This window comes from Azospirillum sp. UENF 312511, from assembly GCF_058780635.1.
In genome coordinates this window covers 226,453-251,425 of sequence record NZ_JBSNCG010000002.1, presented here as the reverse complement: position 1 = coordinate 251,425, position 24,973 = coordinate 226,453, and the positions used below count along the sequence as shown (strand labels likewise).

23 protein-coding genes are annotated in these 24,973 nt (G+C 69.8%); 9 read left to right on the top strand and 14 right to left on the bottom strand.

The features are described from left to right. Positions 1-4: 4 nt before the first annotated feature. From ACWPN7_RS09530 to ACWPN7_RS09510, 5 genes are all read right to left on the bottom strand, one after another. Positions 5-862 carry a branched-chain amino acid ABC transporter permease gene (locus tag ACWPN7_RS09530; protein ID WP_103041252.1) on the bottom strand — a complete coding sequence of 286 codons (858 nt, stop codon included), beginning with the start codon at positions 860-862 and terminating at the stop codon, positions 5-7. Positions 863-962: 100 nt separating this feature from the next. After that, entirely contained in the window at positions 963-2,240 is a 1,278-nt protein-coding gene (locus tag ACWPN7_RS09525) for a metal-dependent hydrolase family protein (protein ID WP_459197250.1), read from the bottom strand. A 124-nt stretch (positions 2,241-2,364) separates the two neighbouring features. Continuing rightward, positions 2,365-2,760, bottom strand: coding sequence for a DUF1636 domain-containing protein (locus ACWPN7_RS09520; RefSeq protein ID WP_149649330.1), 396 nt, complete (start codon positions 2,758-2,760; stop codon positions 2,365-2,367). Continuing rightward, positions 2,760-3,524 carry an alpha/beta fold hydrolase gene (locus tag ACWPN7_RS09515; RefSeq protein WP_149649329.1) on the bottom strand — a complete coding sequence of 255 codons (765 nt, stop codon included), beginning with the start codon at positions 3,522-3,524 and terminating at the stop codon, positions 2,760-2,762. Before ACWPN7_RS09515 ends, ACWPN7_RS09520 begins: the two co-directional genes overlap by 1 nt. Positions 3,525-3,574: 50 nt before the next feature. Further along, positions 3,575-4,456 carry a fumarylacetoacetate hydrolase family protein gene (locus ACWPN7_RS09510; protein WP_103041248.1) on the bottom strand — a complete coding sequence of 294 codons (882 nt, stop codon included), beginning with the start codon at positions 4,454-4,456 and terminating at the stop codon, positions 3,575-3,577. A gap of 222 nt (positions 4,457-4,678) precedes the next feature. On the opposite strand from ACWPN7_RS09510, the gene ACWPN7_RS09505 reads away from it, so the two are divergent. Then, positions 4,679-5,455 carry a FadR/GntR family transcriptional regulator gene (locus tag ACWPN7_RS09505; protein ID WP_051658740.1) on the top strand — a complete coding sequence of 259 codons (777 nt, stop codon included), beginning with the start codon at positions 4,679-4,681 and terminating at the stop codon, positions 5,453-5,455. 33 nt (positions 5,456-5,488) lie between these two features. Here ACWPN7_RS09505 and ACWPN7_RS09500 read toward each other — a convergent pair whose 3' ends face one another. The 8 genes from ACWPN7_RS09500 to ACWPN7_RS09465 form a co-directional block, all read right to left on the bottom strand. Continuing rightward, complete coding sequence (locus ACWPN7_RS09500) at positions 5,489-5,764, bottom strand: cytochrome C oxidase subunit IV family protein (RefSeq protein WP_149649328.1); 276 nt, start codon at positions 5,762-5,764, stop codon at positions 5,489-5,491. 4 nt (positions 5,765-5,768) lie between these two features. Beyond that, the gene (locus tag ACWPN7_RS09495) at positions 5,769-6,371 is read right to left on the bottom strand and encodes a cytochrome c oxidase subunit 3 family protein (RefSeq protein ID WP_149649327.1); all 603 of its coding nucleotides are present in this window, start codon (positions 6,369-6,371) and stop codon (positions 5,769-5,771) included. A gap of 138 nt (positions 6,372-6,509) precedes the next feature. Further along, positions 6,510-6,683 carry a hypothetical protein gene (locus tag ACWPN7_RS09490; protein ID WP_160174881.1) on the bottom strand — a complete coding sequence of 58 codons (174 nt, stop codon included), beginning with the start codon at positions 6,681-6,683 and terminating at the stop codon, positions 6,510-6,512. Between the two features lie 75 nt (positions 6,684-6,758). Beyond that, the gene (locus ACWPN7_RS09485) at positions 6,759-7,964 is read right to left on the bottom strand and encodes a CoA transferase (protein ID WP_459197249.1); all 1,206 of its coding nucleotides are present in this window, start codon (positions 7,962-7,964) and stop codon (positions 6,759-6,761) included. Positions 7,965-8,106: 142 nt separating this feature from the next. Further along, positions 8,107-8,859, bottom strand: coding sequence for a glucose 1-dehydrogenase (locus ACWPN7_RS09480; RefSeq protein WP_040137916.1), 753 nt, complete (start codon positions 8,857-8,859; stop codon positions 8,107-8,109). 120 nt (positions 8,860-8,979) lie between these two features. Beyond that, positions 8,980-9,939 carry a LysR family transcriptional regulator gene (locus tag ACWPN7_RS09475; RefSeq protein WP_014199620.1) on the bottom strand — a complete coding sequence of 320 codons (960 nt, stop codon included), beginning with the start codon at positions 9,937-9,939 and terminating at the stop codon, positions 8,980-8,982. A gap of 112 nt (positions 9,940-10,051) precedes the next feature. After that, positions 10,052-11,752: an acyl-CoA dehydrogenase family protein gene (locus ACWPN7_RS09470; RefSeq protein ID WP_459197248.1), complete on the bottom strand. Its 1,701-nt coding sequence runs from the start codon at positions 11,750-11,752 to the stop codon at positions 10,052-10,054. A 42-nt stretch (positions 11,753-11,794) separates the two neighbouring features. Then, positions 11,795-14,464, bottom strand: a complete 2,670-nt coding sequence (locus ACWPN7_RS09465; RefSeq protein WP_459197247.1) for a 2-oxoglutarate dehydrogenase E1 component — start codon at positions 14,462-14,464, stop codon at positions 11,795-11,797. Positions 14,465-14,853: 389 nt separating this feature from the next. Between ACWPN7_RS09465 and ACWPN7_RS09460 the strand changes: the two genes are divergently transcribed. The 8 genes from ACWPN7_RS09460 (at position 14,854) to ACWPN7_RS09425 (ending at position 24,526) form a co-directional block, all read left to right on the top strand. Beyond that, positions 14,854-15,939, top strand: a complete 1,086-nt coding sequence (locus ACWPN7_RS09460) for a TRAP transporter substrate-binding protein (protein ID WP_040137914.1) — start codon at positions 14,854-14,856, stop codon at positions 15,937-15,939. A gap of 103 nt (positions 15,940-16,042) precedes the next feature. Then, the gene (locus tag ACWPN7_RS09455) at positions 16,043-16,690 is read left to right on the top strand and encodes a TRAP transporter small permease subunit (protein WP_247887661.1); all 648 of its coding nucleotides are present in this window, start codon (positions 16,043-16,045) and stop codon (positions 16,688-16,690) included. Positions 16,691-16,697: 7 nt separating this feature from the next. Next, a complete protein-coding gene (locus tag ACWPN7_RS09450) occupies positions 16,698-18,650 on the top strand; it encodes a TRAP transporter large permease (protein WP_103041245.1) in 1,953 nt (650 codons plus the stop codon). A 25-nt stretch (positions 18,651-18,675) separates the two neighbouring features. Further along, positions 18,676-19,659, top strand: a complete 984-nt coding sequence (locus tag ACWPN7_RS09445; protein ID WP_459197246.1) for a ketopantoate reductase family protein — start codon at positions 18,676-18,678, stop codon at positions 19,657-19,659. A 153-nt stretch (positions 19,660-19,812) separates the two neighbouring features. Then, positions 19,813-21,267 (top strand): aldehyde dehydrogenase family protein, encoded by a 1,455-nt coding sequence (locus tag ACWPN7_RS09440; protein ID WP_459197245.1) that lies wholly within the window; start codon positions 19,813-19,815, stop codon positions 21,265-21,267. 29 nt (positions 21,268-21,296) lie between these two features. After that, the gene (locus ACWPN7_RS09435) at positions 21,297-22,766 is read left to right on the top strand and encodes an FAD-binding oxidoreductase (RefSeq protein ID WP_459197244.1); all 1,470 of its coding nucleotides are present in this window, start codon (positions 21,297-21,299) and stop codon (positions 22,764-22,766) included. A 30-nt stretch (positions 22,767-22,796) separates the two neighbouring features. Continuing rightward, on the top strand, positions 22,797-23,561 hold the full coding sequence (locus ACWPN7_RS09430; RefSeq protein ID WP_492273260.1) for an electron transfer flavoprotein subunit beta/FixA family protein: 765 nt from the start codon (positions 22,797-22,799) through the stop codon (positions 23,559-23,561). Positions 23,562-23,596: 35 nt separating this feature from the next. Beyond that, a complete protein-coding gene (locus ACWPN7_RS09425) occupies positions 23,597-24,526 on the top strand; it encodes an electron transfer flavoprotein subunit alpha/FixB family protein (protein ID WP_492273259.1) in 930 nt (309 codons plus the stop codon). On the opposite strand, the gene ACWPN7_RS09420 is transcribed toward ACWPN7_RS09425, so the two are convergent. Further along, positions 24,492-24,965, bottom strand: coding sequence for an SRPBCC family protein (locus ACWPN7_RS09420; RefSeq protein ID WP_459197522.1), 474 nt, complete (start codon positions 24,963-24,965; stop codon positions 24,492-24,494). The genes ACWPN7_RS09425 and ACWPN7_RS09420 overlap by 35 nt on opposite strands. Between the last annotated feature and the right edge of the window lie 8 nt (positions 24,966-24,973).

The following is a 24,973-nucleotide window of genomic DNA, read 5'->3' as shown; positions in this document are numbered from 1 at the left end:
GTCGTCATCCCCGTCCGAGAAGGCCCTGGGGCCGGACCGCCAGCACCGCGACCATCAGCAGGAAGGTCAGCAGCGTCGCGTAGTTCGGGATGAAGGCGAGGCCGAACTGTTCGGCGAAGCCGATCAGCAGCGCGCCCAAGGCCGCCCCGGCCAGACTGCCCATGCCGCCGATGATGACGACGACCAGCGAGGACAGCAGGAATCGCGCGTCCTCCCCCGGCGAGATCGACAGGGCGCTGCCGCCGATCACCCCGGCCAGCCCCGCCAGACCGGCGCCCAGCGCGAAGACGAGCAGGAGCACCCGCTGCACGTTGAAGCCCATGGCCGACAGGATGTCGCGGTCGTCCACCCCGGCGCGGATCAGCATGCCCACCTTGGTCCGGTGGATCAGCAGCCACAGCCCCAGCCCGACCAGGAGCGCGCTGGCAATGACCACGAGGCGGATCGTCGGGTAGCCGCGGACCACCGGCAGCGGCGTCGTGCCGTAGAGGATTTCGGGCGGGGTGAACTGGTAGGTGATGCCGCCGTAATGGGCCAGCAGCAGGTCGCCGACCACGATGGCGAAGCCGATGGTGACCAGCGCCTGCCGCAGCTCGTCGCCGCCCAGCGTGCGCAGCAGCGTCAGGTGCATCGCCAACCCGACAACGGCCACGGCGACCGCCGCCCCCACCAGCCCGAGCAGCCAGGACCCCGTGTAGGACGCGATGTCGTACCCGACATAGGCGCCCAGGAGATAGAAGGCGCCGTGCGCCATGTTGACGGTCCGCAGCAGCCCGAAGATCAGCGAGAAGCCGCTGGCCACGAGGAAGTACAGAGACGCCACGGTCAGCGCGTTCAGCGACAGGAGAATGTAAAATCTCATGCTCGGCGGCCCCGATGCTGGGGATGGCGGGCGCAAAGCCCGCCCGTTCCCTCCCCCACGGCTGTGGAGGAGGGTCGCGGCAGGGGCAGGAGGCGCCGCCTCAGGCGGCGACGCTGACCTGCGCGCGGGCCGGCGGCGTCATCTCCTTGTGGAAGGAGCCGTCCTTCATGATCGCCAGGATGCGGCTGCGGTCCTGGAACAGGGTGATGTCCTGCAGCGGGTCGCCGTCGAGCAGGATCAGGTCGGCCAGATAGCCGTTGCGCACCAGCCCCAGCTCGCCCGGACGGTCCATGATCTCGCCGCCCAGCAGGGTCGCCGACTGGATCGCCTCCATGGGGGTGAAGCCCAGCAGCTCGACGAAATACTCCAGGTCCTTGGCGTAGGTGCCGTGCGGGGTCCAGGCGAAGCCGTAATCGCCGCCGGGCAGCACGCGGATGCCGCGCTTGCGCATCGCCTTCATGGTTTCGACCGCGGCCTCAAGCTCGCGGAAATAGCCCATGTTGCGGGCGACCTCCTCGGTGATGCCCCAGTCGGCGGCGGCGTAGCAGGTCTGGTAGACCCAGGCGAGGCCGGGCGCGACGAAATGCTTGTCCTTGTTGGCCTCCAGCAGGTCCAGCGCCTCCTCGTCGGCGAAGCTGGCGTGGTAGACGATCTCGATGCCGTGCTTGACGCAGAGCTTCACGGATTCCGCGCTGCGCGCGTGGGCGCAGATGCGCACCCCCCGCTTGCGATGGGCCTCGCGGACCGCCTCGGCGATCTCGTCCTCGGCCATCGGGGTGTCTTCCGCCTTGCACTTGGTGATCTCTTCGCCGGACAGGTTCAGCTTGATGAGATCGACGCCCTCCTTCAGCAGGCGGCGGACGCAGGCGCGCATCTCGTAGGGGCCGTTGACGACCTCCACGAAGGTGTAGGCACCGACGTGACTGGGATTCAGGTCGCCCAAACCGCCGATGGTGGCGATCTCCGGCCCGTTGGCGAGGTAGCGCGGCCCGGCGATGCGGCCCTTGTTGATGTAGTCGCGGACGACGACGTCCAGGCGCGGCTTGGCCGCCGCGGCGCCGACGCACATCGTGTAGCCGCAGTCGAGATAGGTGCGGGCGTTGTCCGCCGCCTCCAGGACGTGCTCCTCGACCGGCATCAGGCCGATGGGGTCGAGGCCGGCCTGGTTGATCCAGCTGAAATGGGTGTGGGCGTCGCACAGGCCGGACATCAGCGTGGCGCCGCCGCCGTCGACCACCCGGTGCGCCTCGCGGGAGATGGCGCCGGCCTGCCGGGAGACCTCGGCGATCCGGTTGCCCTGGACGAGCACTTCCCCGGCGAAGGGCTTCTCACCGGTGCTGTCGAGAATCTGGACGTTGGTGAACAGGGTTGTGGGCATCGTTTCCTCCGGTTGCGGGGGCAGCTTCTTTGTCTTGGCGCCTCGCCGCGGGTGATGGTGGATTCGGGTGATCGTTCGTGGATCGTCGCCTTGGTCTGTTGTGGGCTTCAGTTGGACTTGGGCTTCAGTTCGATTGGAAGGGCGGTGGGACGGCGGAGGCGATGCGGGCCTCCAGCCCGAGCGGCCCCGCCTCCCCCCGCACCTCGCCGCCGGCGCTGTCCAGATAGCGGCGCGCCAGGACGACCAGCGGCTCCGCCTGCTCCGGCCCGACGTTGTTGAAGCGCAGCCGGGTCTTGCCGAAGGCCGACAGCGACACGTTGCAGGGGTGGCGGCAGCCGCTGAGGCATTCGACGCGCCGCAGGGTCAGCCGCTCGGCCAGCGCGGTCCCGGCGATCAGCGCTTCCAGCCGGTCGGCCAGCCGCTCGCCGGGTGTCGGCTCGCCGGGGCTGCGCGCCGCGTAGCGGTGGCAGGTGCGGCACACCGACAGGATGTGCCGCACCGGGGCCGGCGGCCTGTCCATCAGTCCACCGAGAACAGGAAGTTCACCAGCGCCTCGTTCACCTCGGCGGGGCGTTCGAAGGTCGTCCAATGGCCGCAGCGGTCGAGGATGCGCAGGGACGATCCGGCGATCTTCCGGTGCAGCGCCCGCACGGCGGTCGGCGGCGCCGTGCCGTCCTCGTCGCCGGTGACCAGCAGCGTCGGGCAGGCGATCCGCGCGACGTCCGCCGGCTCCGCGGCGGCCAGCGCCTCGCAGGTTCGGGCGTAGCCCTCCGGGTCCTGGCGCATCAGGATTTCGCGGACCAAGGCCGCGACCTCCGGCCGGTTGGCCTTGGTGTCCGCCGAGGTCCCGGCCTGGACGATGGCGTCGGCGATGCCGACCATGCCCTCCGCCCGCGCCTTGGCCGCGCGGTCGCGGATGACCGGACGGGCGGCGTCGGGCGGCGCGTGGAGCGGGCCGATCAGGGCGAGGCTCCGGACGCGGCTCGGACGGCGCGCCGCGACGTGCTGGCAGACGATGGTGCCGAGCGAGTGGCCGACGAGATGGACGCGGTCGAGCCCGCGCTCGTCCATCACGCCCTCGACCGCGTCGGCAAGCCCGGCGATGGACAGCGGCCCGTCGGCGGAGCTGCGTCCGGAGCCGGGAAGGTCGGGCCGGATGCACTGGAAGAAACGCGACAGAACGCCCACCTGCGGACCGAACACGTTGGAGGTTCCGCCAAGCCCGTGGACCAGCAGGACCGGATCGCCGTTGCCGTGCACCTCGACGGCCAATTGCGGTGCCATATGCCCCTCTCTTCGGTTGATGGTTGTCTTACTGCCGCTCAGGCACCCAATCAGGCGAGCGTGTTGCTCAGCGCGCCGATGCCGCTGACCTCGACCGTGACGCGGTCACCGGGGAACAGGAATTTCGGCGGCGAGAAGCCCAGCCCGACGCCGGCCGGGGTGCCGGTGGCGATGATGTCGCCGGGGTACAGCGTGATGCCGGCGGACGCCGTCGCGACGAGGGTCGGGATGTCGAAGATCAGGTCGCGGGTGCTGGCGTTCTGGCGCAACTCGCCGTTGACCCAGGTCTTCACCTGGAGGTCGGTCGGGTCCAGCTCGTCGGCGGTGACGACCCACGGTCCCATCGGGCAGAAGGTGTCGAAGGACTTGCCGAGCAGCCACTGCTTGTGCCGCTTCTGGACGTCGCGGGCGGTCACGTCGTTGATGACGGTGTAGCCCCAGACATGCCGGTAGGCGTCCTCCGGCGCGATGTTCTTGCCGCCCTTGCCGATCACCAGCGCCAGTTCGACCTCGTAGTCGATCTGCTCGCTGATGCCGCGGGGGTAGAGGATCGCCTCGTCCGGCCCGATGACGCTTTCCGGAACCTTGGTGAAGAAGATCGGCAGCGCCGGCACGGCGTCCGCGGCGCCGGTGGCGCTGCTGTCGTAGCCGCTACCGGCGAATTCGCGGGCGTGGTCGTGGTAGTTCTTGCCGACGCAGAAGATGTTGCGCGCCGGACGCGGGATGGGAGCCTCCAGCCGGACGCGGGAGAGGCCGATGCCCTCCCCTTCGACATTGATGCGCCCCTTGATCTCGTCATAGCGGCGGATGACGTCGAGGAGATCGTCCACCGGCTCGCCGAGCAGCGATTCCAACGGCCAGACCCGCTCCTTGTCCGGATCGATGACCGCGACGGCGCGGCGTCCGTCAAGCTGGATGGTCGCAAACTTCATGGCGTTTCCTTCTCGCCCATTGTTGAGCCAATTTCTCACCAAACCAGAACCGCGGATCGGCTTGTGAGCCAATTAGGCCGGCTTGGTGATTGTTTGGTCAACTGAAAAAATGGAAGTATGACGTTCGGCCGTGATGAAAATTTGAGGTTTGCGTTGCGAAACGCCCAAGAGCTGGCTAGAATTGGATCACGTTTGGATCATCTCCTCGGAACGAGGACGGGAATGGACACGCTGAATCTCAGGGACCGGGCCGCCAACGGCGCCAACGCCGTCGTGCAGTTCATCGAGCGCAACATCGCCGATGGCAGCTGGGGGCCCGGCACCAAGCTGCCGACGGAACGCGATCTGGAAAAGCGCTTCGGCGTGTCCCGCAACACGCTGCGCAAAAGCCTGCGTCAGTTGGAGGACCAGGGGAAGATCGTCCGTCACGTCGGCCGCGGCTCCTTCGTCGCGGGCGGATTGGAGCCGGCGCTCGGCGCGGCGATCCGCCTGCTCGCGCCGCAGGACGGCGAGAACCTTGTCCGGCGCATCCACGGCGCCAGCCCGACCGAGGTGATGGAGGTGCGGCTGATGGTCGAGCCGCTGGCGGCGGAGCTGGCGGCCAGCCGGGCGAACGCCGCCGACCTGCAACGGCTGGAGGAGTGCCTGCTGCGCGCCGATCAGGCGCGCGACGTGCCCGACTTCGAGCATTGGGACGGGATGCTCCACGTCGCCATCATCGCCGCGACGAAGAACGGCCTGCTGATGGACATCTACGATGCCATCAACGACATCCGCAACCAGCCCGAATGGGGCCGGCTGAAGGCGCGCAGCGTCACTCCGCAGCGCCGCGCGATCTATCAGGAGCAGCACCGCCGCATCGTCTCGGCCCTGCTCGACCGCGACGGGGCGAAGGCCCGCGCCGAACTGCTCCAGCATCTGACGCTGGTCCGCGCCAATCTGCTGGCGGCGTCGAGTCAGGGAGCCGCGGCGGGGCCGGACACCACCATGGACCTGTGACCGCCCGGCCCGACGACGGGTCCGAACCGCCTCTCAGCGAAGGGCCGGACCGATCATCGGGACAAGCACGTAAATCCCGAAGATGGCCATTCCCAGCAGCGTGAGCAGGCTCCGGAACGCCGCGCGCCAGCCGCCGTCCGCGCGGTGAAGGTCCAGGTAATGGGTGAGGATCCGGTCGGCCTTGAGATTGGCCGCGGCGAGGACGAGTCCGACCCCGAGCGGCCCGAGACCGCCGCTGCCATGCCCCGCCCACATCGAGACGGCGGTGAGCAGCATCAGAACCATCCAGGTGCGCGTCAGGAGCGCCATCGCTTCACCTCAGCAGATAGACGATGGGGTAGAGCAGCACCCAGATCAGGTCCACCATGTGCCAGAAGGCGGCCCCGGTCTCTAGATTCTCCAGGCTGTCCCACCACGTGACGATGCCCAGGATCACGATGCCCGCGGCGACGTGCATCGCGTGAAAACCGGTCAGCAGATAATAGAGCTGGAAGAAGCTGTTGGTCTCCAGCGTCAGGTCCCGGCCGATCTTGTCGCCGTACTCGACCGCCTTGATGGCAAGGAACAGGCCGCCGAGGGCCATCGCGCCGAGCATCGCCGCCCGATAGGAGCGGCCCGAGGCCCGGCGCCGCACGGCGACCGCGACCAGCCAGCCGCTCGTCACCAGGACCATGGTGTTCATGCCGCCGAGCAGACGGTCCAACTGCGCCTGCGACGCGTCGAAGGTCGCCGGGTCCAGCGCGCGCGCCACCGCGAAGCCGATGAACATCGCCCCGAAGGCCGCCAGCTCCCCCAGGATGAGAATCCACATCATGGGGTTGCCGGGCAGGCTGGAGAGAGGCCCCCAATCGGCGGCCTCGCCGTCCACAGCGCCATCCGCAGCGACCACCGCCGTCGGTACGGGAGTTTCCGTCATGTCCGCTGTGCCTCCGGAAGTGATGACCGGAAGGGACCATGACGCGGGAGACGGACGCCGTCTTTGCCCGGGGGCAAACTCGCGGACCGTTGCCGTTCAGCTGGTGCCGTTCAGCTGGTGCCGATCAGGTGACGCCGGTCACTGATAGCCGCCCTTGTCCGCACGCTCACGCGCGGCGTCCTCCTGGGCCTTGGTCATCTCGTCCTTGGTCGCCGCCGGCTTGTCCTCGGGCTTGCCGGTCGCGCGGTCCTTCTCGGCTTGCGGTTGGGAGTCGGTGTTGCGGTTGTCGCCCATCGCGTCATCCTCCGGCATCAGGCGGGCCGATGCGGCCCGCCGTAAGCCTCACCAACACCCCCGCGCGCCGGTCGTCTCGCCCCGCTCACAGGATCAGGCGACGATGCCGGCGTCGTGCAGGCGGCCGATCTCGGCCGACGGCAGGCCGAGCAGGTCGGCCAGCACCGCGTCGGTGTCCTGCCCCAGGACGGGCGCCGGGCGGTGGTCGGTGCGCTCGCCCAGACCGGGGAAGCCGAGGGGCGAGCCGGGAACCAGCAGCGGCCCGACCTCCGGCTGCTCGACCTCGCGGAACAGCGGGTTGGCGGTGGAGCAGCGCGCGTCCTCCGCCACCAGCTGGCCGAAATCCCGGTACGGCCCCCACAGCACGCCCGCCCCGGCGAAGGCGCTCTCCACCTCGGACAGGGTGCGGGCGGCGAACCAGGGGGCGAGCACGGCGGAGATGGCGTCGCGCGCCACGAAACGCCCGCCCTCGTCGTTCATGTCCACGTCCATCAGCGGGCCGATCATCGCCAGCCGCTCGGTCAGCCCGGTCGCCTTGCCCAGCGCCTTCCACTGGCGGTTGGAGATGGCGACGACCATCGCCCGCCGCCCGTCGGCGGTGGCGAAGTCGCGGCCATAGGCACCGTAGAGGTCGTTGCCCATCGGCGGCCGCACCGCACCGTTCACCCGGACATCGGCGAGGTAGCCGAGGTTGCCGACCGTCGCCAGCATCACGTCGGCCAGCGCCACCGTCACCTCCTGCCCCCGCCCGGTGCGGCGGCGGTGCCGCTCCGCCGCCAGCAGACCGGTCGCCAGATAGAGGCCGGCGGCGACGTCCCAGGCCGGCAGCACATGGTTGACCGGCTCGCCGCCGCGGCCGGTCGCCATCGGGAAGCCGCTGGCGCAGTTGACGGTGTAGTCGACCGCCGCCGACCCGTCCGGGTTGCCGGTCAGCCGCAGCATGATCAGGTCGTCGCGCTTGGCCGACAGCGCCTCGTAGCCCATCCAGCCGCTGGCCGGCAGGTTGGTCAGCAGGAATCCCGCGTTCTCGCCCGCGGCGGTGATGATCGCCTGAGCGATTTCCCGCCCCTCCGGCCGGTCGAGCGCCAGCGTCACCGACCGCTTCGCCTTGTTCAGCGCCGTCCAATAGAGGCTGGTGCCGTTCGGCGCCACCGGCCAGCGCCGGTAGTCGATGTTGCCGCCGATGGGGTCGATGCGGATCACCTCGGCGCCCAGCTGGGCCAGCGTCATGCCGCCCAGCGGTGCCGCGATGAAGGCTGACACCTCGACGACGCGCAGATCGGAGAGAAGCGAGGACATGGGAGTCTCGATCCAGATAGAAACAACGTGGTGGACGGAGTGCCCCCACCCCGACCCTCCCCCGCTTCGCAGGGGAGGGGACCATTCTCCCTCCCCTGCGGGAGCGGGGGAGGGTCGGGGTGGGGGCAACAATCGACGCGCTTTACACGCAACGCCCGCCGTCGATCTCCAGCACCACGCCGGTCAGGAAGGCCGCCTCGTCCGACGCGAGGTAGAGGGCGGCGTTGGCGACGTCGGTCGGCTGGCCCAGGCGGCCCAGCGGCACGATGCCCATCATGCGCGCCCGCTTCTCCGGGGTGTCGCCGCCCATGAAGGTGGCGAGCAGCGGCGTCTCGGTGGCGACCGGGGCGAGCGCGCAGACGCGGATGTTGTCCGGCGCCAGCTCCAGCGCCAGCGACTTGGTGATGTTGTGCACGGCACCCTTGGTCGCGTTGTACCAGACCAGGCCCGGACGCGGCCGCAGGCCGGCGGTGGAGCCGAGGTTCAGGATCACGCCGGACTTCTGCGCCCGCATGGTCGCGACGACCGCCTTGGAATAGAGGTAGATCGACTTGACGTTCAGCGCGAAGACGCGGTCGAACTCCTCCTCCGTCACGTTCTCGAACGGGCCGTTGGCGTGGGTGGAGCCGGCATTGTTGACCAGGATGTCCAGCCGCCCGAACTTTTCGACGGTGGCGGCGATGGTCATCTCGACGTCGGCCATCTTGGTGACGTTGGCGGCGATGCCGATGGCGGACTCGCCCAGCCGTTCGGCGACCGCCTTGGCGGCGTCGCCGTTGATGTCCACGACCGCGACGCGGCCGCCCTCGCGCACGAAGGTCTCGGCCATCGCGAGGCCCAGCCCCTGCGCCGCACCGGTGATCAGGGCGACCTTGCCGTCCAGACGCTTCGTCATTCTTGTTTCCTCCCCAAGGGATTATGTGGTGATGGGGAGGCTATCCGCGCCGCACCGGCCGTGCTATGGACCATCCGTCATAGCTGCTATCAGCCCGCACAGCCGGTCATGACCGTCGCGTCAGGGAGCGCTGTTCTCCCCGGCGCTGCCGGGGGCGACGACCTTGCCCTTCAGCACGCCGTTGGCGACGCATTTCGCCACCTCGGCGTGGATCAGCCGCAGCAGGGCGCGCGTCGCCTTCGACACCGGCTGGTGCAGCGGCGTCGCGGTGACGAGCATGGCGTGCATGTCCTTCGAGCTGATTTCGCGGGCGATCAGCCGACCCTGGCGCACCTCGCGGTGGACGGCGCCGAAGGGCAGGATGGTCGAGCCCATGCCCTCCTCCACCAACTGCTTGATGGCGGTGACGGAATCGATCTCCATGTCGACCTGCAGGTCGATGTCGGCCCGCCGCACCGCCGCGTCGACCACCCGGCGCAGGCCGTTCTCCAGCCCCGGCAGGACGAAGCGCAGGCCGCCCAGCGTCTCCACCTCGACCGGCCCGTCGTCCCCGGCCACCGCGTCCTTGGCGGGCTGGACGAGCAGCAGATTCTCGACGAGCAGCGGCGAGGACAGCATGCTGCGCCCGCGCCGGGCGTCGTAGAGCACGGCGAGGTCAAGCCGCCCGCCCTCGACCCATTCGAGCAGCGTGCCGCTGAACACCTCGTGGATGCGCAGCGTGGCGTCGGGGTAGTTTTCATGGAAACGGCGGGCCAGCGGCGCGCCCAGCGTGGCGCAGATCGACGGAGGGAGACCCAAAGTGACCGACCCGGTGAGCCGTTCCGACTGGTCCTGGATCTCCTCCTTGATCTCCGACAGCGCGCCCAGCAGATGGCGCACCACGTCGTAGAGCTTGCGCCCCTGTTGGGTCAGCGAGACGCCGCGGCCATGGCGGTAGAACAGGCTGGTGCGCAGCTCGTGCTCCAGCTTCTGGACCTGCCGGCTGAGCGCCGGCTGGGTGATGCCAAGCTTGACCGACGCCTTGGAAAAGCTGCCAAGGTCGGCCACCTGAACAAAGTAGCGCAGTTCCAGAAGTTCCATCGCGGGACAGGTCTCGTCGTTCGGTCTCCGGGTCGGATAGCGAATACGCCGGTATGGCACAAGCGGAGTCCTGGCAGGTCAGTCCTGCCCGGTCCTCCGCCGTGTCTCGCGATCAATTGCGCCGGGTGAGCAGGCCGCGCGCCACAACCTGGGCCTGGATTTCCGCCGCTCCTTCGAAAATATTCAGAATACGGGCGTCGCACAGCACACGGCTGATCGGATACTCGACCGCGTAGCCGTTGCCGCCGTGGATCTGCACCGCGTTGTCGGCGTTCGACCAGGCGACGCGCGCGGCCAGCAGCTTAGCCATGCCGGCCTCGATGTCGCAGCGGCGGTCGCTGTCCTTCTCACGCGCGGCGAAATAGGTGAGCTGGCGGGCGATCATCGTCTCCACGGCCATCCAGGCGATCTTGCCGGCGACGCGCGGGAAGGCGGCGAGCGGGCGGCCGAACTGGACGCGCTCCTGGGCGTAGCGCAGGCCAAGCTCCATCGCGTTCTGCGCCACGCCGACGGCGCGGGCGGCGGTCTGCACGCGAGCGGATTCGAAGGTCGCCATCAGCTGCTTGAAGCCCTGGCCCTCGACGCCGCCCAGCAGGTTCTCGCGCGGCACGGCAAAGCCGTCGAAGCCGATTTCGTACTCCTTCATGCCGCGATAGCCGAGAACCGGGATCTCGCCGCCGCTCATGCCCTCGGCCGGGAAGGGGTCCGCCTCGGTGCCGCGCGGCTTCTCGGCCAGCAGCATCGACAGGCCCCGGTAGCCGGGGGCGTCCGGATCGGTGCGCACCAGCAGGGTCATCAGGTCGGAGCGGCTGCCGTGGGTGATCCAGGTCTTCGCCCCGGTGACGCGGTAGGTGTCGCCCTCCAGCACGGCGCGGGTGCGCAGGCTGCCCAGGTCGGAGCCGGTGTTGGGCTCGGTGAAGACGGCGGTCGGCAGGATTTCGCCGGACGCGAGGCGCGGCAGCCAGCGCGCCCGCTGCTCAGCGGTGCCGCCCAACCGGATCAGTTCGGCGGCGATCTCCGCGCGGGTGCCCAACGAGCCGACGCCGATGTAGCCGCGCGACAGCTCTTCCGTCACCACGCACATGGCGAGCTTGCCCATGCCGAGCCCGCCATCCTCCTCCGGCACGGTCAGGCCGAAGACGCCCATCTCGGCCATCTGCTCGACGACCGGCATCGGGATCAGCTCGTCCTTCAGGTGCCACTCGTGGGCGTGCGGCTCCACCACGTCGGCGACGAAGCGGCGGAACTGCTCGCGCACCATGTCGAGCGCCTCGTCCTCCAGCGCCGCCTCGCCGAAGCCGCCGCCGTGCAGCGCGTCGGCCAGCAGCTCGGCGATGCGCAGCCGCAGGGCGGAGGCGTTGCCGGCGGCGATCAGCCGGCGCACCGCGTCGGTGTGGAAGGCCGCCCGCTCCGCGTCGGCCAGCCCGAAATCGGCGGGGCGGACGATCTCGCCCTGGCTCATCGCCAGACCACCGTCGAGCTGGGCCAGATACTCGCCGAAGGCAGCCTGGAGCATGCAGGCCTCCAGCTCGCCCAGCCGACCGGCGCGGTCCAGCCGCTCCGCCCAGCCCTGCATCTGGCGCAGCGCTTCGGCGTAGGTCGCCACCCAGGCGAAGCCGTGCGCCGCCACCTGATGGCGGTCGAGCGCCGCCGCATCGACGCGCCCGTCCGGCGCCACCAGCGCGGCGACGCCGCGCTCGGCGGCCTCGGCCAGCCGCGCCACCGCGTCCAGCGCCGCCGCCGTGGTGGACAGCAGCTCGGGCAGAAGGTCGGAGAGCGGAAGCGGGCCGTTGGAGGTTGGTGTGGACGACATGGCGCGTTTCCTCGGTGCGTGTTGTTTTGGTGTTGTTCTTGCTCAGTCCGCCGCGATCGTCTCGCGGGGCGGGAGGGACGCGGCGATCCCGGCGAAGGCCTGCTCCACCAACCGGCGCTGGTCGGCCTCGTGGTCGCCGTGGAAGCTGCCGGCGGGCGACGCCGCCTCGTCGCGGGCCACGCAGGCAACGCGCGGCTCGGCGCAGCCGGCCGCCGCGCGCAACGCCTCCAGACGGCGGTCCAGATAGGTCCAGGCGCCCATGTTGCACGGCTCCTCCTGCACCCAGGCGCAGGACGCGCCCGGCCAGCGGCGGAACAGCGCCGACAGCGTGGCGTCGGGCAAAGGGTACAGCATTTCCAGCCGGACCACCGCCACCGCGTCGGCCCCCCGCTCGGCCCGCTCGCGTTCCAGTTCGTAGGCCAGCTTGCCGCTGCACAGCAGGATGCGCTCGACCCGCGCCCCGGCGGTGGCGATCACCGGCTGGAAGGCGGTGCCCGGCGCGCAGTCGGCCAGCGTCGACACGGCGGCGGGCAGGCGCAGCAGCGTCTTCGGGCTCAGCACCACCAGCGGCTTGCGGTCGCGGCGCAGCATCTGCCGGCGCAGCAGGTGGAAGTAGTTGGCCGGGGTGGAAGGGTGGGCGACGCGGATGTTGTCGCGCGCCGCCATCTGGAGGAAGCGCTCCGGCCGGGCGGAGGAGTGTTCCGGCCCCTGCCCCTCCAGCCCATGCGGCAGCAGGATGACGAGGCCGGAAGGCTGGCGCCACTTGTCCTCGGCGCTGACGATGAACTGGTCGATCATGATCTGCGCGCCGTTGGCGAAGTCGCCGAACTGCGCCTCCCAGATCACCAGCGCGTCGGGCCGCTCCAGGCTGTAGCCGTACTCGAAGCCGAGGACGGCGTATTCCGACAGCGGGCTGTTGACCACGTCGAACCGCGCCTGCTCCACACCCAGGTGATTCAGGCTGACATGGCGGCGCCCGGTGACGGTGTCGGTCAGCGCGAAGTGGCGGTGCGAGAAGGCGCCGCGCACCACGTCCTGGCCGGTCAGCCGCACCGGCGTGCCCTCGGCCAGCAGCGTGGCGAAGGCCAGCGCCTCGCCGGTCGCCCAGTCCAGCGGCTCCTCGGCGCGGCGGCGGATGACGCGCTCCACCTTGCGGTCCACGGCGAGCCCGTCGGGAATGGCGGCCAGCGCCGCCAGCAGCCCGCGCAGCCGGTCGTCGGCGATGCCCGTGTCCGGTTCGGCGGGAAGCGCGCCGGCCGGCGCGAAGGGCGCCCAGCGCCCGCCGGGGAAGCCGTCGTGGTTCGGCCGGTGGTCGGAGGCCGCGGCCAGCGCCTCCTGGAAGCGGGTCTTGTGCCCGGTGGCCAGCGCCTCCGCCTCTTCGGGACCGACCAGCCCGTCGGCGGCCAGCCGCTGCGCGTAGAGCGCGCGGGCCGGCGGGTGGGCGTCGATCGCCTTGTAGTCGAGCGGCTGGGTGAAGCGTGGCTCGTCGATCTCGTTGTGGCCGTTGCGGCGGTAGCCGACAAGATCGATCACCGCGTCGCGCCCGTGCGCCTGCCGGAAGGCCACGGCAAGGTCGGCGGCGCGCAGCGCGGCGTCGGGGTCGTCGGCGTTGACGTGCAGGATGGGGCTGTCCACCGCTTTCCAGAGGCCGGTGCAGTGGAGCGAGGTCCGCGCCTCCTCCCGCTCGGTGGTGAACCCGATCTGGTTGTTGACGATGACGTGGATGGTGCCGGCCACGGTGAAGCCGGGAACGCCGGACAGTTGCAGCGCCTCCGTCACGCTGCCCTGGCCGATCACGCTGCCGTCGGTGTGCAGCAGCACGCAGAGCACCCGCCTGGCCTCGCCGCCCTGTGCTCGCTCCAGGTCCTGGCGCGCCCGCGCGCGGCCCAGCGTGACCGGGTTGATCGCCTCCAGATGCGACGGGTTGGGCGACAGGGTCAGGGCCAGCGACCGCTCGCCAAAGGAGAGGGTGCTCTCCACCCCCATGTGATAGGGCACGTCGGCGGGGACCGGCGGGTCGGCCAGGAAGGGGTGCATGCCCTTGATGCCGGCGAACAGCTCGACCAGCGGCTTGCCCAGCGCGTTGGCCATCAGGCTGAGCCGGCCGCGGTGCATGGTCCCGACTTGGACCTCGGTGACGCCCGCCGCCGCCGCCGCCGCGAGGATGCGGTCGAGCAGCGGGATCAGCGTCTCCATGCCCTCCGCCCCGAAGCGCTTCTTGGTCGGATAGCGGACGCCGAGCAGCCGTTCGAACTCCTCCGCCGCGGTCAGCAGCGCCAGGGCGCGGCGGCGCGCCTCGGCCGGCGGGGCGGGCTCCGCCCCTTCATAGGCGTCGCGCAGCCAGGAGCGCAGGGCCGGATCATCGATGTGCGCGGTCTCCAGCGTCAGCGTGCCCTGATAGAGCCGGCGCAGGCGCGCGGTTTCAGTGTCCTCGGACACGGAGGATGCGGAGGGCGCGGCACGGCCCAACGGGTCGAGGGCGGCGGTGGCGTGGCCGCGCTGGCGGATCTCCTCCTGCCGCAGCGGAACCGTCGGATCGCCGGCCGGACCGCCCGGCGGTGCCCCGGCGGGAACGGCGCCCAGCTCGTCCAGGATCTGGAAGACGGCGCGCCAGCTCACGTCCACCGACGCGGGGTCCTCGCGGAAACGTTCCTGCAACGCTTCGAGATAGGCGGCTCCGGCGGCGTTGAGCGGAGAGGACAGCCTAGACATGGCGCACACCGTTCATGCGATTGAACATCCGTCGGTTTGATGGCGGTCGGAGACCAGTTGCCCCCAGCTTATCGACCCATCGCGCGGCGCGGAGCGCATGGCGTGCCTGTAGCAGATATTCATTGCGGGCATAGCAAACCGTCCGCGCCCGCACCGTTTGGGGCGGGCCGCCGCGGGTTTCGGGTGAAACCGTTCGTGTCGCTGATGGCTTGCCGCGCTTATGGCTGATATGCCGGCAATACGCATTCCGCTGTGCGGCCGCCTGATCCACTGTCAGGGTCACCACACTCTCCCCGGCCATCCACCGGGGGCCAAGCGCCTCGGGCCGGCATCGCCTCGTCCGGGCAACAAAAATCTCGGCCACAAAAATTCTCGGGAGGAAGATCCACATGAAGCGCCGTCAATTCTTCAAGGGTGCCGCCGTCGTTGCCGGCGCCTCCACCCTCGCCGCCCCGGCCATCGCCCAGTCGGAGCCGACGATCCGCTGGCGCTGCGTGTCCAGCTTCCCGAAGAACATCGAAGTGCTCTACGGCAGCGCCGAGGTCATGGCGAAGAACATCGCCGAGGCCACCGACGGCAAGTTCCAGATCCAGGTCTTCGCCGCCGGCGAGCTGGTCCCGGCGCTGCAGGCGCTCGACGCCGCCAGCAACGACACGGTGGAGATGGCCCACACCGCGTCCTACTACTATGTCGGCAAGGACCCGAGCTTCGCCTTCGGTTGCTGCCTGCCCTTCGGCCTGAACACACGCCAGCAGAACGCTTGGTTCTACCACGGCGAGGGCGGCAAGCTGCTGGAGGAGTTCTACGCCGGCCACAATCTGAAGGCGCTCGCCGGCGGCAACACCGGCGCCCAGATGGGCGGCTGGTTCCGCAAGGAGATCAAGAGCGCCGAGGACCTGAAGGGGCTGAAGTTCCGCATCTCCGGCCTGGGCGGCCAGATCCTGTCCAAGCTGGGCGTCGTGCCGCAGCAGGTCAGCGGCGGCGACATCTACCCGGCGCTGGAGCGCGGCACCATCGACGCCGCCGAGTTCAACGGCCCGCATGACGACGAGAAGCTCGGCCTCTACAAGATCGCGCCGAACTACTATTACCCGGGCTGGTGGGACGGCACCTCGCTCCAGCATTTCTTCATCAACACGAACCGCTGGAACAGCCTGCCCAAGCATTACCAGGCGGCGCTGACTTCGGCGGCGGCGCTCGCCAACGTCGACAGCGTGGCGCGCTACGATGTGCTCAACCCGGCGGCGCTCAAGCGCGTGGTGGAGAAGGGTGCCAAGCTGCGCGCCTTCCCGCAGGACGTGCTGCAGGCCAGCCACAAGGCGGCCATGGAGCTTTACGACGAGCTGTCGGACAAGAACCCGACCTTCAAGAAGTTCTACGAGAGCTACCGCCGCTTCCAGACGGACTCGAACCTGTGGAACCAGGCGTCGGAATACGCCTACGACAGCGCCACCCTGCGTCTCGCCCGGCGCTGATCCGGCACGTCCTCAACCATGACCGGGGGGCGGGGCCACCGTCCTCCGGCCGTGGCATTGTCGCGCCGAGCGCGACCGGCTTTTTCGGGAGGGCCTGCCCACCATGCCGAGCCCCAACGCTTCCCCTTTCATGACGGCCCTGGTCGGGGCCTGCCGGCTGGTCGACGCGGTCACCGCGCGGCTGGGCAAGGCGATATCCTGGCTGATCGTGCTGGCGATCCTGGTGTCGGCCGTCAATGCGGTCGTCCGCAAGATGTTCGACATCAGCTCGAATTCGTGGCTCGAACTGCAATGGGTGCTGTTCGCCGCCGTGTTCCTGCTCTGCTCCCCCTGGACGCTGAAGGAGGACGAGCACATCCGCATCGACATCGTGAACGCGCAACTCGGCAAGCGCGCCCGCGACACCATCGACCTGTTCGGCCATCTGACCTTCCTGCTGCCCTTCAGCTTCGTGATGATGGTCACCTCCTGGCCCTTCGCCATCGCCTCCTACGCGATCGAGGAGCAGTCGATGAACGCCGGCGGCCTGCCGCAATGGCCGGCGAAAATGCTGATTCCGCTGGGCTTCACCGTGCTGTTCATCCAGGGCCTGTCCGAGCTGGCCAAGCGCGCCGCGATCATGTCCGGCCATCTGGAGGACGACAACCACCGCGCCGGCGGCCATCAGGCGGCGGCCGAGGCCGAGGCGGAACGGCTGCTGGCGGCCGAACGCGAGCGCACCACCCACCCCGACACCCTTCCCAGCCGGTGACCGCGCGATGAGCACGACCTCCCCCACCCCTTCGCCGCGCGCCGTCCGGCTGTCCGTCATCTCCCTGGTGCTGCTGGCGGTGGTCGCCGTGGCGCTCTACGTGCTGCCGGTGCCCGGCGCCGCGGCGCTGGCCGAACAGGACGGCTGGCGCGGCTGGTTCGGCCACAACATGGCGCCGATCATGTTCGCCACGCTGGTCGGCATGCTGCTGCTGGGCTATCCGGTGGCCTTCGCGCTGGCCGCCAACGGGCTGCTGTTCGGTCTGATCGGCATCGAGATCGGGCTGTTCCGCCCCGACCTGTTCCAGGCGCTGCCCGAGCGCGTCTACGGCACGATGAACAACGACGTGCTGCTCGCCGTGCCCTTCTTCACCTTCATGGGTCTGGTGCTGGAGCGGTCCGGCATGGCCGAGGATCTGCTCGACACCATCGGGCAGCTGTTCGGCTCGATCCGCGGCGGTCTGGCCTACGCCGTCATCTTCGTTGGCGCGCTGCTCGCCGCGACGACGGGCGTGGTGGCCGCGTCGGTGATCTCGATGGGCCTGATCTCGTTGCCGATCATGCTGCGCTACGGCTACGACCGCCGCTTGGCGTCGGGCGTCATCGCGGCGTCGGGCACGCTGGCCCAGATCATCCCGCCGTCGCTGGTGCTGATCGTCATGGCCGACCAGCTCGGCCGCTCGGTCGGCGACATGTACGAGGCCGCCTTCATCCCCGGCCTGCTGCTGGCCGGCCTCTACGCCCTCTACGTCTTCGTCGTCTCGATGATCTGGCCCAAGGCCGCCCCCGGCCTGCCGCCGGAAGCCATCGCCCACCGCGAGCCGAACGGCGCGCGCGGCGTCTGGCAGCTCGGCCTGCTGGCCCTGTTCTCGGGCGCGGTCGCCACCTGGGTGATGGGCCGCACCGACGTGAAGTCCGGCGCCGACTACGTCGTGCTGATGCTGTCGGTGGCGGTGCTGGTCGCCTTCCTGGCGGCGGCCTTCAACCGCGGCTTCGGCGCGCAGCGCCTCGTCCTGCAGACCGTCGCCACGGCGGCGCTGACCGCGGCGGCGGCGTGGCTGACGGTCAACGAATGGACCACCCTGGCCCTGATCGGTGACTCCATCGCGGCGGGCGCGCTCTACGCCCTGGCGGTGGCGGTGGTGGAGCGGGCGACCGGCCGGCGCCTGATCTCCCGCATGGCCGAGCAGGCGACCTTCGTCATGGTGCCGCCGCTGGCGCTGATCTTCCTGGTGCTGGGCACCATCTTCATCGGCCTCGCCACCCCGACCGAGGGCGGCGCCATGGGTGCCGTCGGCGCGCTGGCGCTCGCGGCCATGAAGAAGCGCCTGAACTTCGACATGGTGCGGCAGGCCACCTATTCGACGGCCAAGCTGGCGGCCTTCGTGCTGTTCATCCTGATCGGCGCGCGGGTGTTCTCGCTGACCTTCTACGGCGTCAACGGCCACATCTGGGTCGAGGAGCTGATGGTCTCGCTGCCCGGCGGGCAGATGGGCTTCCTGATCGCCGTCAGCGTGATGGTCTTCCTGCTGGCCTTCTTCCTCGACTTCTTCGAGCTGGCCTTCATCGTCATCCCGCTGCTGGCCCCGGCAGCGGATCGTCTGGGCATCGATCTGGTGTGGTTCGGCGTCATCCTGGCGGTGAACATGCAGACCAGCTTCATGCACCCGCCCTTCGGCTTCTCGCTGTTCTTCCTGCGCTCGGTGGCGCCGAAGGTACCTTACATCGACCGCATCACGAAGAAGGAGACGGCCCCCGTCCTGACCAGCCAGATCTACTGGGGCGCGGTGCCCTTCGTTGTCATCCAGCTCGTCATGGTGGCCCTGGTGATCGCCTTCCCGCAGATGGTCATGCACTACAAGTCGACCGCCACCAAGCTCGACGACAAGCAGATCGAGGAGCAGTTCAAGGGCCTCGGCGGCGACCTCGACGACGACCTGCCGCCGCTGGAATTCAAGTAATCGGGACTGAGGAAGGGAGAGCGACATGCGCATCGCCGTCGTAGGAGCCGGGGCCGTTGGCGGCGCGCTGGCCGGGTATCTCGCCGCCACGGGCCGGCACGAGCTGTCGCTGCTGGCCCGCGGCGCCCATCTCGCGGCGATCCGCGAGGGCGGGCTGACCGTGCAGACCCCGAAGGGGACTCTGACCAGCCGCCCGCGGGCCAGCGATTCCGCCGCCGACCTCGGCCCGCAGGACGTGGTGATCGTCACGGTGAAGGGGCACGGCTTGCCGGCCCTGGCCGCGTCCTTCCCGGCGCTGTGCGGGCCGGACACGCTGGTGGTGGCGGCGCAGAACGGCATTCCCTGGTGGTACCTGTACGGCGCCGGGGACGGCGTGACGCCGGAGCCACTGGAGGTCGTCGATCCCGGCGGCGCCATCTGGTCGGCCATCGGGCCGGAGCGGGTCGCCGCCTGCGTGATGGAGGTGCTGCCCGCCCGCATCGTCGGGCCGGGCGTGGTCGCCCACACCGCTATGCCGGTGCTGGCCTTCGGCGCCCCCCGGCCCGGCGATCACGCGGAGAAGCTGGAGGCCCTGGCCGACTCCTTCAACACGGCCGGCGCCACCGCCCGCCTGCCCGCCGACATCCGCGTGCCGCTGTGGAGCAAGCTGATGCTCAACATGGCGGTCGGCCCGACCAGCGTGCTGACCGGCGCCACCATGGGCGCCATGGAGCAGGCCCCCGGCATGGCCGCCGTCCAGGGCCGGCTGATGCGCGAATGCCTGAACGTCGCCCATGCCTGGGGCGTCGCCCTGCCCGACGACATCGACGAGCGGCTGAGCCGGGGCAGCGGCGTGCCCGGCCATAAGCCGTCGATGCTCCAGGATTTCGAGGCGGGGCGCAGCATGGAGATCGACCCCATCGTGACCACCGTCCTGGAGCTGGCCCGCCGCCGCGGTGTGCCGGTGCCGACCATCGAAACATTGTGGGCGCTGACCGCCCTGAAGGAGTGGGTGGCGCGCGCCGACTGAGCGCACTTGCCCCCACCCTAGCCCTCCCCCGCTGTCGCAGGGGAGGGGACTGCCGCCGCTTCGCCTAAGGCACCCTCTCCCGCAAAGCGGGGGAGGGCCGGGGTGGGGGCAAGGGCCAGCGCCACCAAAGAACGTCCCCGGAGAAAAAACGACATGTCCCCCGCTTCCGATCGCATCACCAACTTCATCGCAGGCTCCTGGCGTCCGGGCCGCGACCGGCTCGACATCTTCAACCCGTCGAATCTGGACGAACTGGCCGGTTCCTACTCGCTGGCCGGTGCCGACGACGTGACGGAGGCTGTCGCCGCCGCGCGCGCCGCCCAGCCGCAGTGGCGCGCCGCCACGGTGGAGCAGCGCTCGCTGGTGCTCGACGCCATCTCCCGCGCGCTGTTCGACCGCAAGGACGAGCTGGCCCGCATCGCCGCGACCGAAGGCGGCAAGACCATCCCCGACGCGCTGGGCGAGATCACCCGCGCCGCCCACCTCGCCCGCTTCTTCGCCGCCGAGGCGCTGCGCGCGCCCGGCGAGACGCTGGGCTCGGTCCGGCCCGGCGTCGAGGTCGACGTGACGCGCGAGCCGGTCGGCGTCATCGGCCTCGTCACGCCGTGGAACTTCCCGGTCGCCACGCCGATGTGGAAGATCGCCCCAGCGCTGGCCTTCGGCAACGCGGTGATCTGGAAGCCATCGGAGAAGACCCCCGGCATCTCCATCGCCGTCACCCGCCTCATCGCGGAGGTGCTGGAGGCCCACGGCATGCCCAGCAGCCTGTTCAATCTGGTGATCGGCGCCGGCCCCAACGTCGGCGCCGCGGTGGTCAACGCGGTGGACGCCGTGTCCTTCACCGGCTCGGTCAACACCGGGCGGCGCATCGCCGTGCGCTGCGCGGAGCGGATGATCCGCGTCCAGCTCGAACTGGGCGGCCAGAACCCGCTGGTCGTGCTGGGCGACGCCGACCCGGAGCGCGCCGCCGAGATCGGCGTCAACAGCGCTTATTTCCACGCCGGTCAGCGCTGCACCGCCACCGGCCGCTTCATCGTCGAGGATTCCATCCACGACGCCTTCGTCACCGCGATGACGGAGCGGATGGCGGCGCTGCGCGTCGGCCACGCCCTGCTGCCGGAGACGCAGATCGGCCCGGTCATCGACGAGTTCCAACTGACCAAGAACCTGCAATACATCGATACCGGCCTGAAGGAAGGCGCGCAGTTGGCCTCCGGCGGCGGGCGGCTGGACCGGCCGACGCGCGGCTGGTTCCTCGCCCCGACGCTGTTCACCGAGACCAGCAACGCCATGACCATCAACCAGGAGGAGGTGTTCGGCCCGGTCGCCAGCGTCATCCGCGTCAAGGATTACGAGGAAGCCCTGCATGTGGCCAACGACACCGACTACGGCCTGTCGTCGGGCATCATCACCAACTCGATGAAGCACGCCCGCCACTTCCAGGCCAACATCCAGGCCGGCATGACCATGCTGAACCTGCCGACGGCCGGCGTCGACTACCACGTCCCCTTCGGCGGCCGGAAGATGTCGAGCTACGGCCCGCGCGAGCAGGGACGCTCCGCCATCGAGTTCTACACCATCATCAAGACGGCCTATCGCGCGCTGTGACGCGGAACCGAAGCCCAGGGAGAGCCTCCTTGTCCAAAGACATCCCGACGTCCAACGACACCCTGACCACCGGGCGGCCGGACTTCGCGACGGCCGTGCTCGCCCCCATCCACGCCATCGTCGGCGACCGCGGGCTGATCACCGATCCCGGCACCATGCAGCCCTTCATGGAGTCCTGGCGCGACGGCTGGGTCGGCCGCTCCCCCGCCGTGGTTCTGCCCGACAGCACCGAGGCGCTGGCCGCGGTGGTGCGCATCTGCGCCGAGACGCGCACCCCCATCGTGCCCCAGGGCGGCAACACCGGCCTGACCGGGGCCAGCCAGCCGCACGCCGACGGGTCGGAGATCGTCCTCTCGACCAACCGGCTCAACCGCATCCGCGAGATCGACATCGACAACGACACGATGACGGTGGAGGCCGGCTGCATCCTCGCCAACATCCAGAACGCGGCGCGCGACATCGGCCGGCTGTTCCCGATGAGCCTCGCCGCCGAGGGCTCCTGCCAGATCGGCGGCAACATCGCGACCAACGCCGGCGGCGTCCAGGTCGTGCGCTACGGCAACATGCGCAACCTCGTCGCCGGGCTGGAGGTGGTGCTGCCCGACGGGCGGATCTGGGACGGGCTGCGCGGGCTGCGCAAGGACAACGCCGGCTACGACATGAAGCAGATCTTCATCGGGTCGGAAGGCACGCTGGGCATCGTCACCGCCGCGGTGCTGAAGCTGTCGCCGCTGCCGCGCGCCACCGCCACGGCGCTGGTCGCGGTGTCGGCGCCCAGCGACGCCGTCGATCTGCTGACCCGCGCCAAGGGCGTGGCCGGCGACCGCATCATCACCTTCGAGCTGATCCAGCGCGACTGCATCGACGTCGCCCGCCGCCACGTGCCGGACGTGCCCGATCCCCTGCGCGACCGCTATCCGTGGTACGTGCTGGTCGAGTTGGCCGACCAGGACGGCGGCAACCGCCTGATGGAGATGCTGGAAGGCATCCTGGAAGCCGGAATGGAGGCCGGCGAGGTGCTGGACGGCGTCGTCGCCGCCTCCAAGGCGCAGGCCGATTCGCTGTGGCGCATCCGCGAGGGCATCCCGGAGGGCCAGAAGCGCGAAGGCGTGTCCTTCAAGCACGACGTGTCGGTGCCGATTTCCCGCGTGGCGCGCTTCCTCGACCGCGCCAACGCGGCGCTGGAGCGGGAGTGTCCGGGCATCCGCCCCTTCGCCTTCGGCCATCTCGGCGACGGCAACATCCACTTCAACCCGATCCAGGCGGAGGGCGGCGACCCGGCCGAATGGAAGGCGAAGCTGGCGACGGTCAACGCCATCGTCCATGACATCGTCGTCGAGCTGGGCGGTTCCATCTCCGCCGAGCACGGCATCGGACGGCTGCGCATCGACGAGATGCCGCGCTACAAGTCCCCGGTCGAGCTGGACATGATGGCGACGCTGAAGCGCGCCTTCGATCCGCACAACATCATGAATCCCGGCAAGATCCTGCGCACCTGAGCGCGGTTCCGCCAGTCAAGGATTGAACCCATGAAGGTCCTCGTCCCGGTCAAGCGGGTGGTCGATTACAACGTCAAGATCCGCGTCAAGGCGGACGGTTCCGGCGTTGAGACCGCCAACGTGAAGATGAGCATGAACCCCTTCGACGAGATCGCCGTCGAAGAGGCCGTCCGCCTCAAGGAAGCCGGCAAGGCGACCGAGGTCATCGTGGTCACCGTCGGCCCGACGGCCGCCCAGGAGACCCTGCGCACCGGCCTCGCCATGGGCGCCGACCGTGGCATCCTGGTGCAGACCGACGCCGAGACGCAGCCGCTGGCCGTCGCCAAGGTGCTCAAGGCGCTGATCGACAAGGAAGGCCCCCATAAAGACGGGATTGGGCTGGTCATCCTCGGCAAGCAGGCGATCGACGACGACTGCAACCAGACCGGCCAGATGCTCGCCGCCCTGCTGGGCTGGCCGCAGGGCACCTTCGCCTCCAAGGTCGTGCCGGGCGAGGGCTCGGTCACCGTGACCCGCGAGATCGACGGCGGGCTGGAGACGGTGCAGCTGACGCTGCCGGCGGTGGTCACCGCCGACCTGCGCCTCAACGAGCCGCGCTACGCCTCGCTGCCCAACATCATGAAGGCCAAGAAGAAGCCCATCGAGACGCTGGCCCCCGACGCGCTGGGTGTCGACGTGGCGCCGCGCCTGACCACGCTCAAGGTCGCCGAGCCGGCCAAGCGCAAGGCCGGCGTCAAGGTCGCCGACGTCGCCGCCCTGGTCGACAAGCTGAAGAACGAAGCCCGCGCGATCTGAAGGGCCAGCGTGCTCTGAAGGGAAAGTGATCTGACATGTCCATTCTCGTCATCGCCGAACACGACAACGCCGCGCTGAAGGCGGCCACGCTGAACGCGGTCAGCGCCGCCGCCAAGATCGGCGGAGAGATCCACGTGCTGGTCGCCGGCCAGGGTGCCCAGGCCGTCGCCGAGGCCGCCGCCAAGGTGGCCGGCGTGGCCAAGGTGCTGCTGGCCGACGACGCGGCCTACGCCCACCCGCTGCCGGAGAACGTCGCACCGCTGGTCGTCAACCTCGCCAAGGGCTACGGTCACGTGCTGGCCGCCGCCTCGTCGGAGGGCAAGAACCTGCTGCCGCGCGTCGCCGCGCTGCTCGACGTCGCGGCGATCTCCGACATCACCGGGGTGGTCTCCGCCGACACGTTCGAGCGGCCGATCTACGCCGGCAACGCCATCGCCACGGTGAAGTCCGCCGACCCGATCAAGGTCGTCACGGTGCGCACCACCGCCTTCGAGGCGGCCGCCACCACCGGCGGTTCGGCGACGGTCGAGGCGATCGCCGGGACGGGCGACGCCGGTTCGGCCAAGTTCGTCGGCCAGGAGCTGACCAAGTCGGAGCGTCCGGAGCTGACCCAGGCCAAGATCGTGGTGTCGGGCGGGCGCGGCATGCAGTCGGGCGAGAACTTCAAGCTTCTGGAAGCGCTGGCCGACAAGCTCGGTGCGGCGGTCGGCGCCAGCCGCGCGGCGGTGGACGCCGGTTTCGTGCCGAACGACTACCAGGTCGGCCAGACCGGCAAGATCGTGGCGCCCGAGCTGTACATCGCCGTCGGCATCTCCGGGGCCATCCAGCACCTCGCCGGCATGAAGGACAGCAAGGTCATCGTCGCGATCAACAAGGACGAGGAGGCGCCGATCTTCCAGGTCGCCGACTACGGCCTCGTCGCCGACCTGTTCAAGGCGGTGCCGGAGCTGGAGCAGGCGCTGTAACGCCGGCGCCGCACAGCGCCGCCAGCGCCCGGAACCCGGCGGCGAAGGTGTTCCGGCCGACCTGTTCGCGCAGCGTGGGCAGGTCCTCGGGCCGGCACTCGAAGTCGGCCCACCATTCGCCGAAGGTCCGGTTGCCCTCCGTCACCTCGGTCAGGCGGAAGGTCGCGACGTAGTCGGTGAGCGGCAGCGGGGATTCCAGGATCGTGTAGGTGTAGGAGCGCTCGCGGTCGCTGAAGGACACCAGCTGTTCGCGCAGCCGGCCGCCGGGCGTGAGCCCGAAATTGCGGACGCAGCCGACCGTGTCGCTGCGCAGCCCGTCCTCGATGTGGCTGTCCGCGATGATGGGATGCCAGGCGTAGTGGCCGTTGAAATCCCGCGCCTTGTCCCAGACCTGCCCGACGGGCGCGTCAATGACGGCGCTGACATAGACCCGTGCCATGCGTTCTC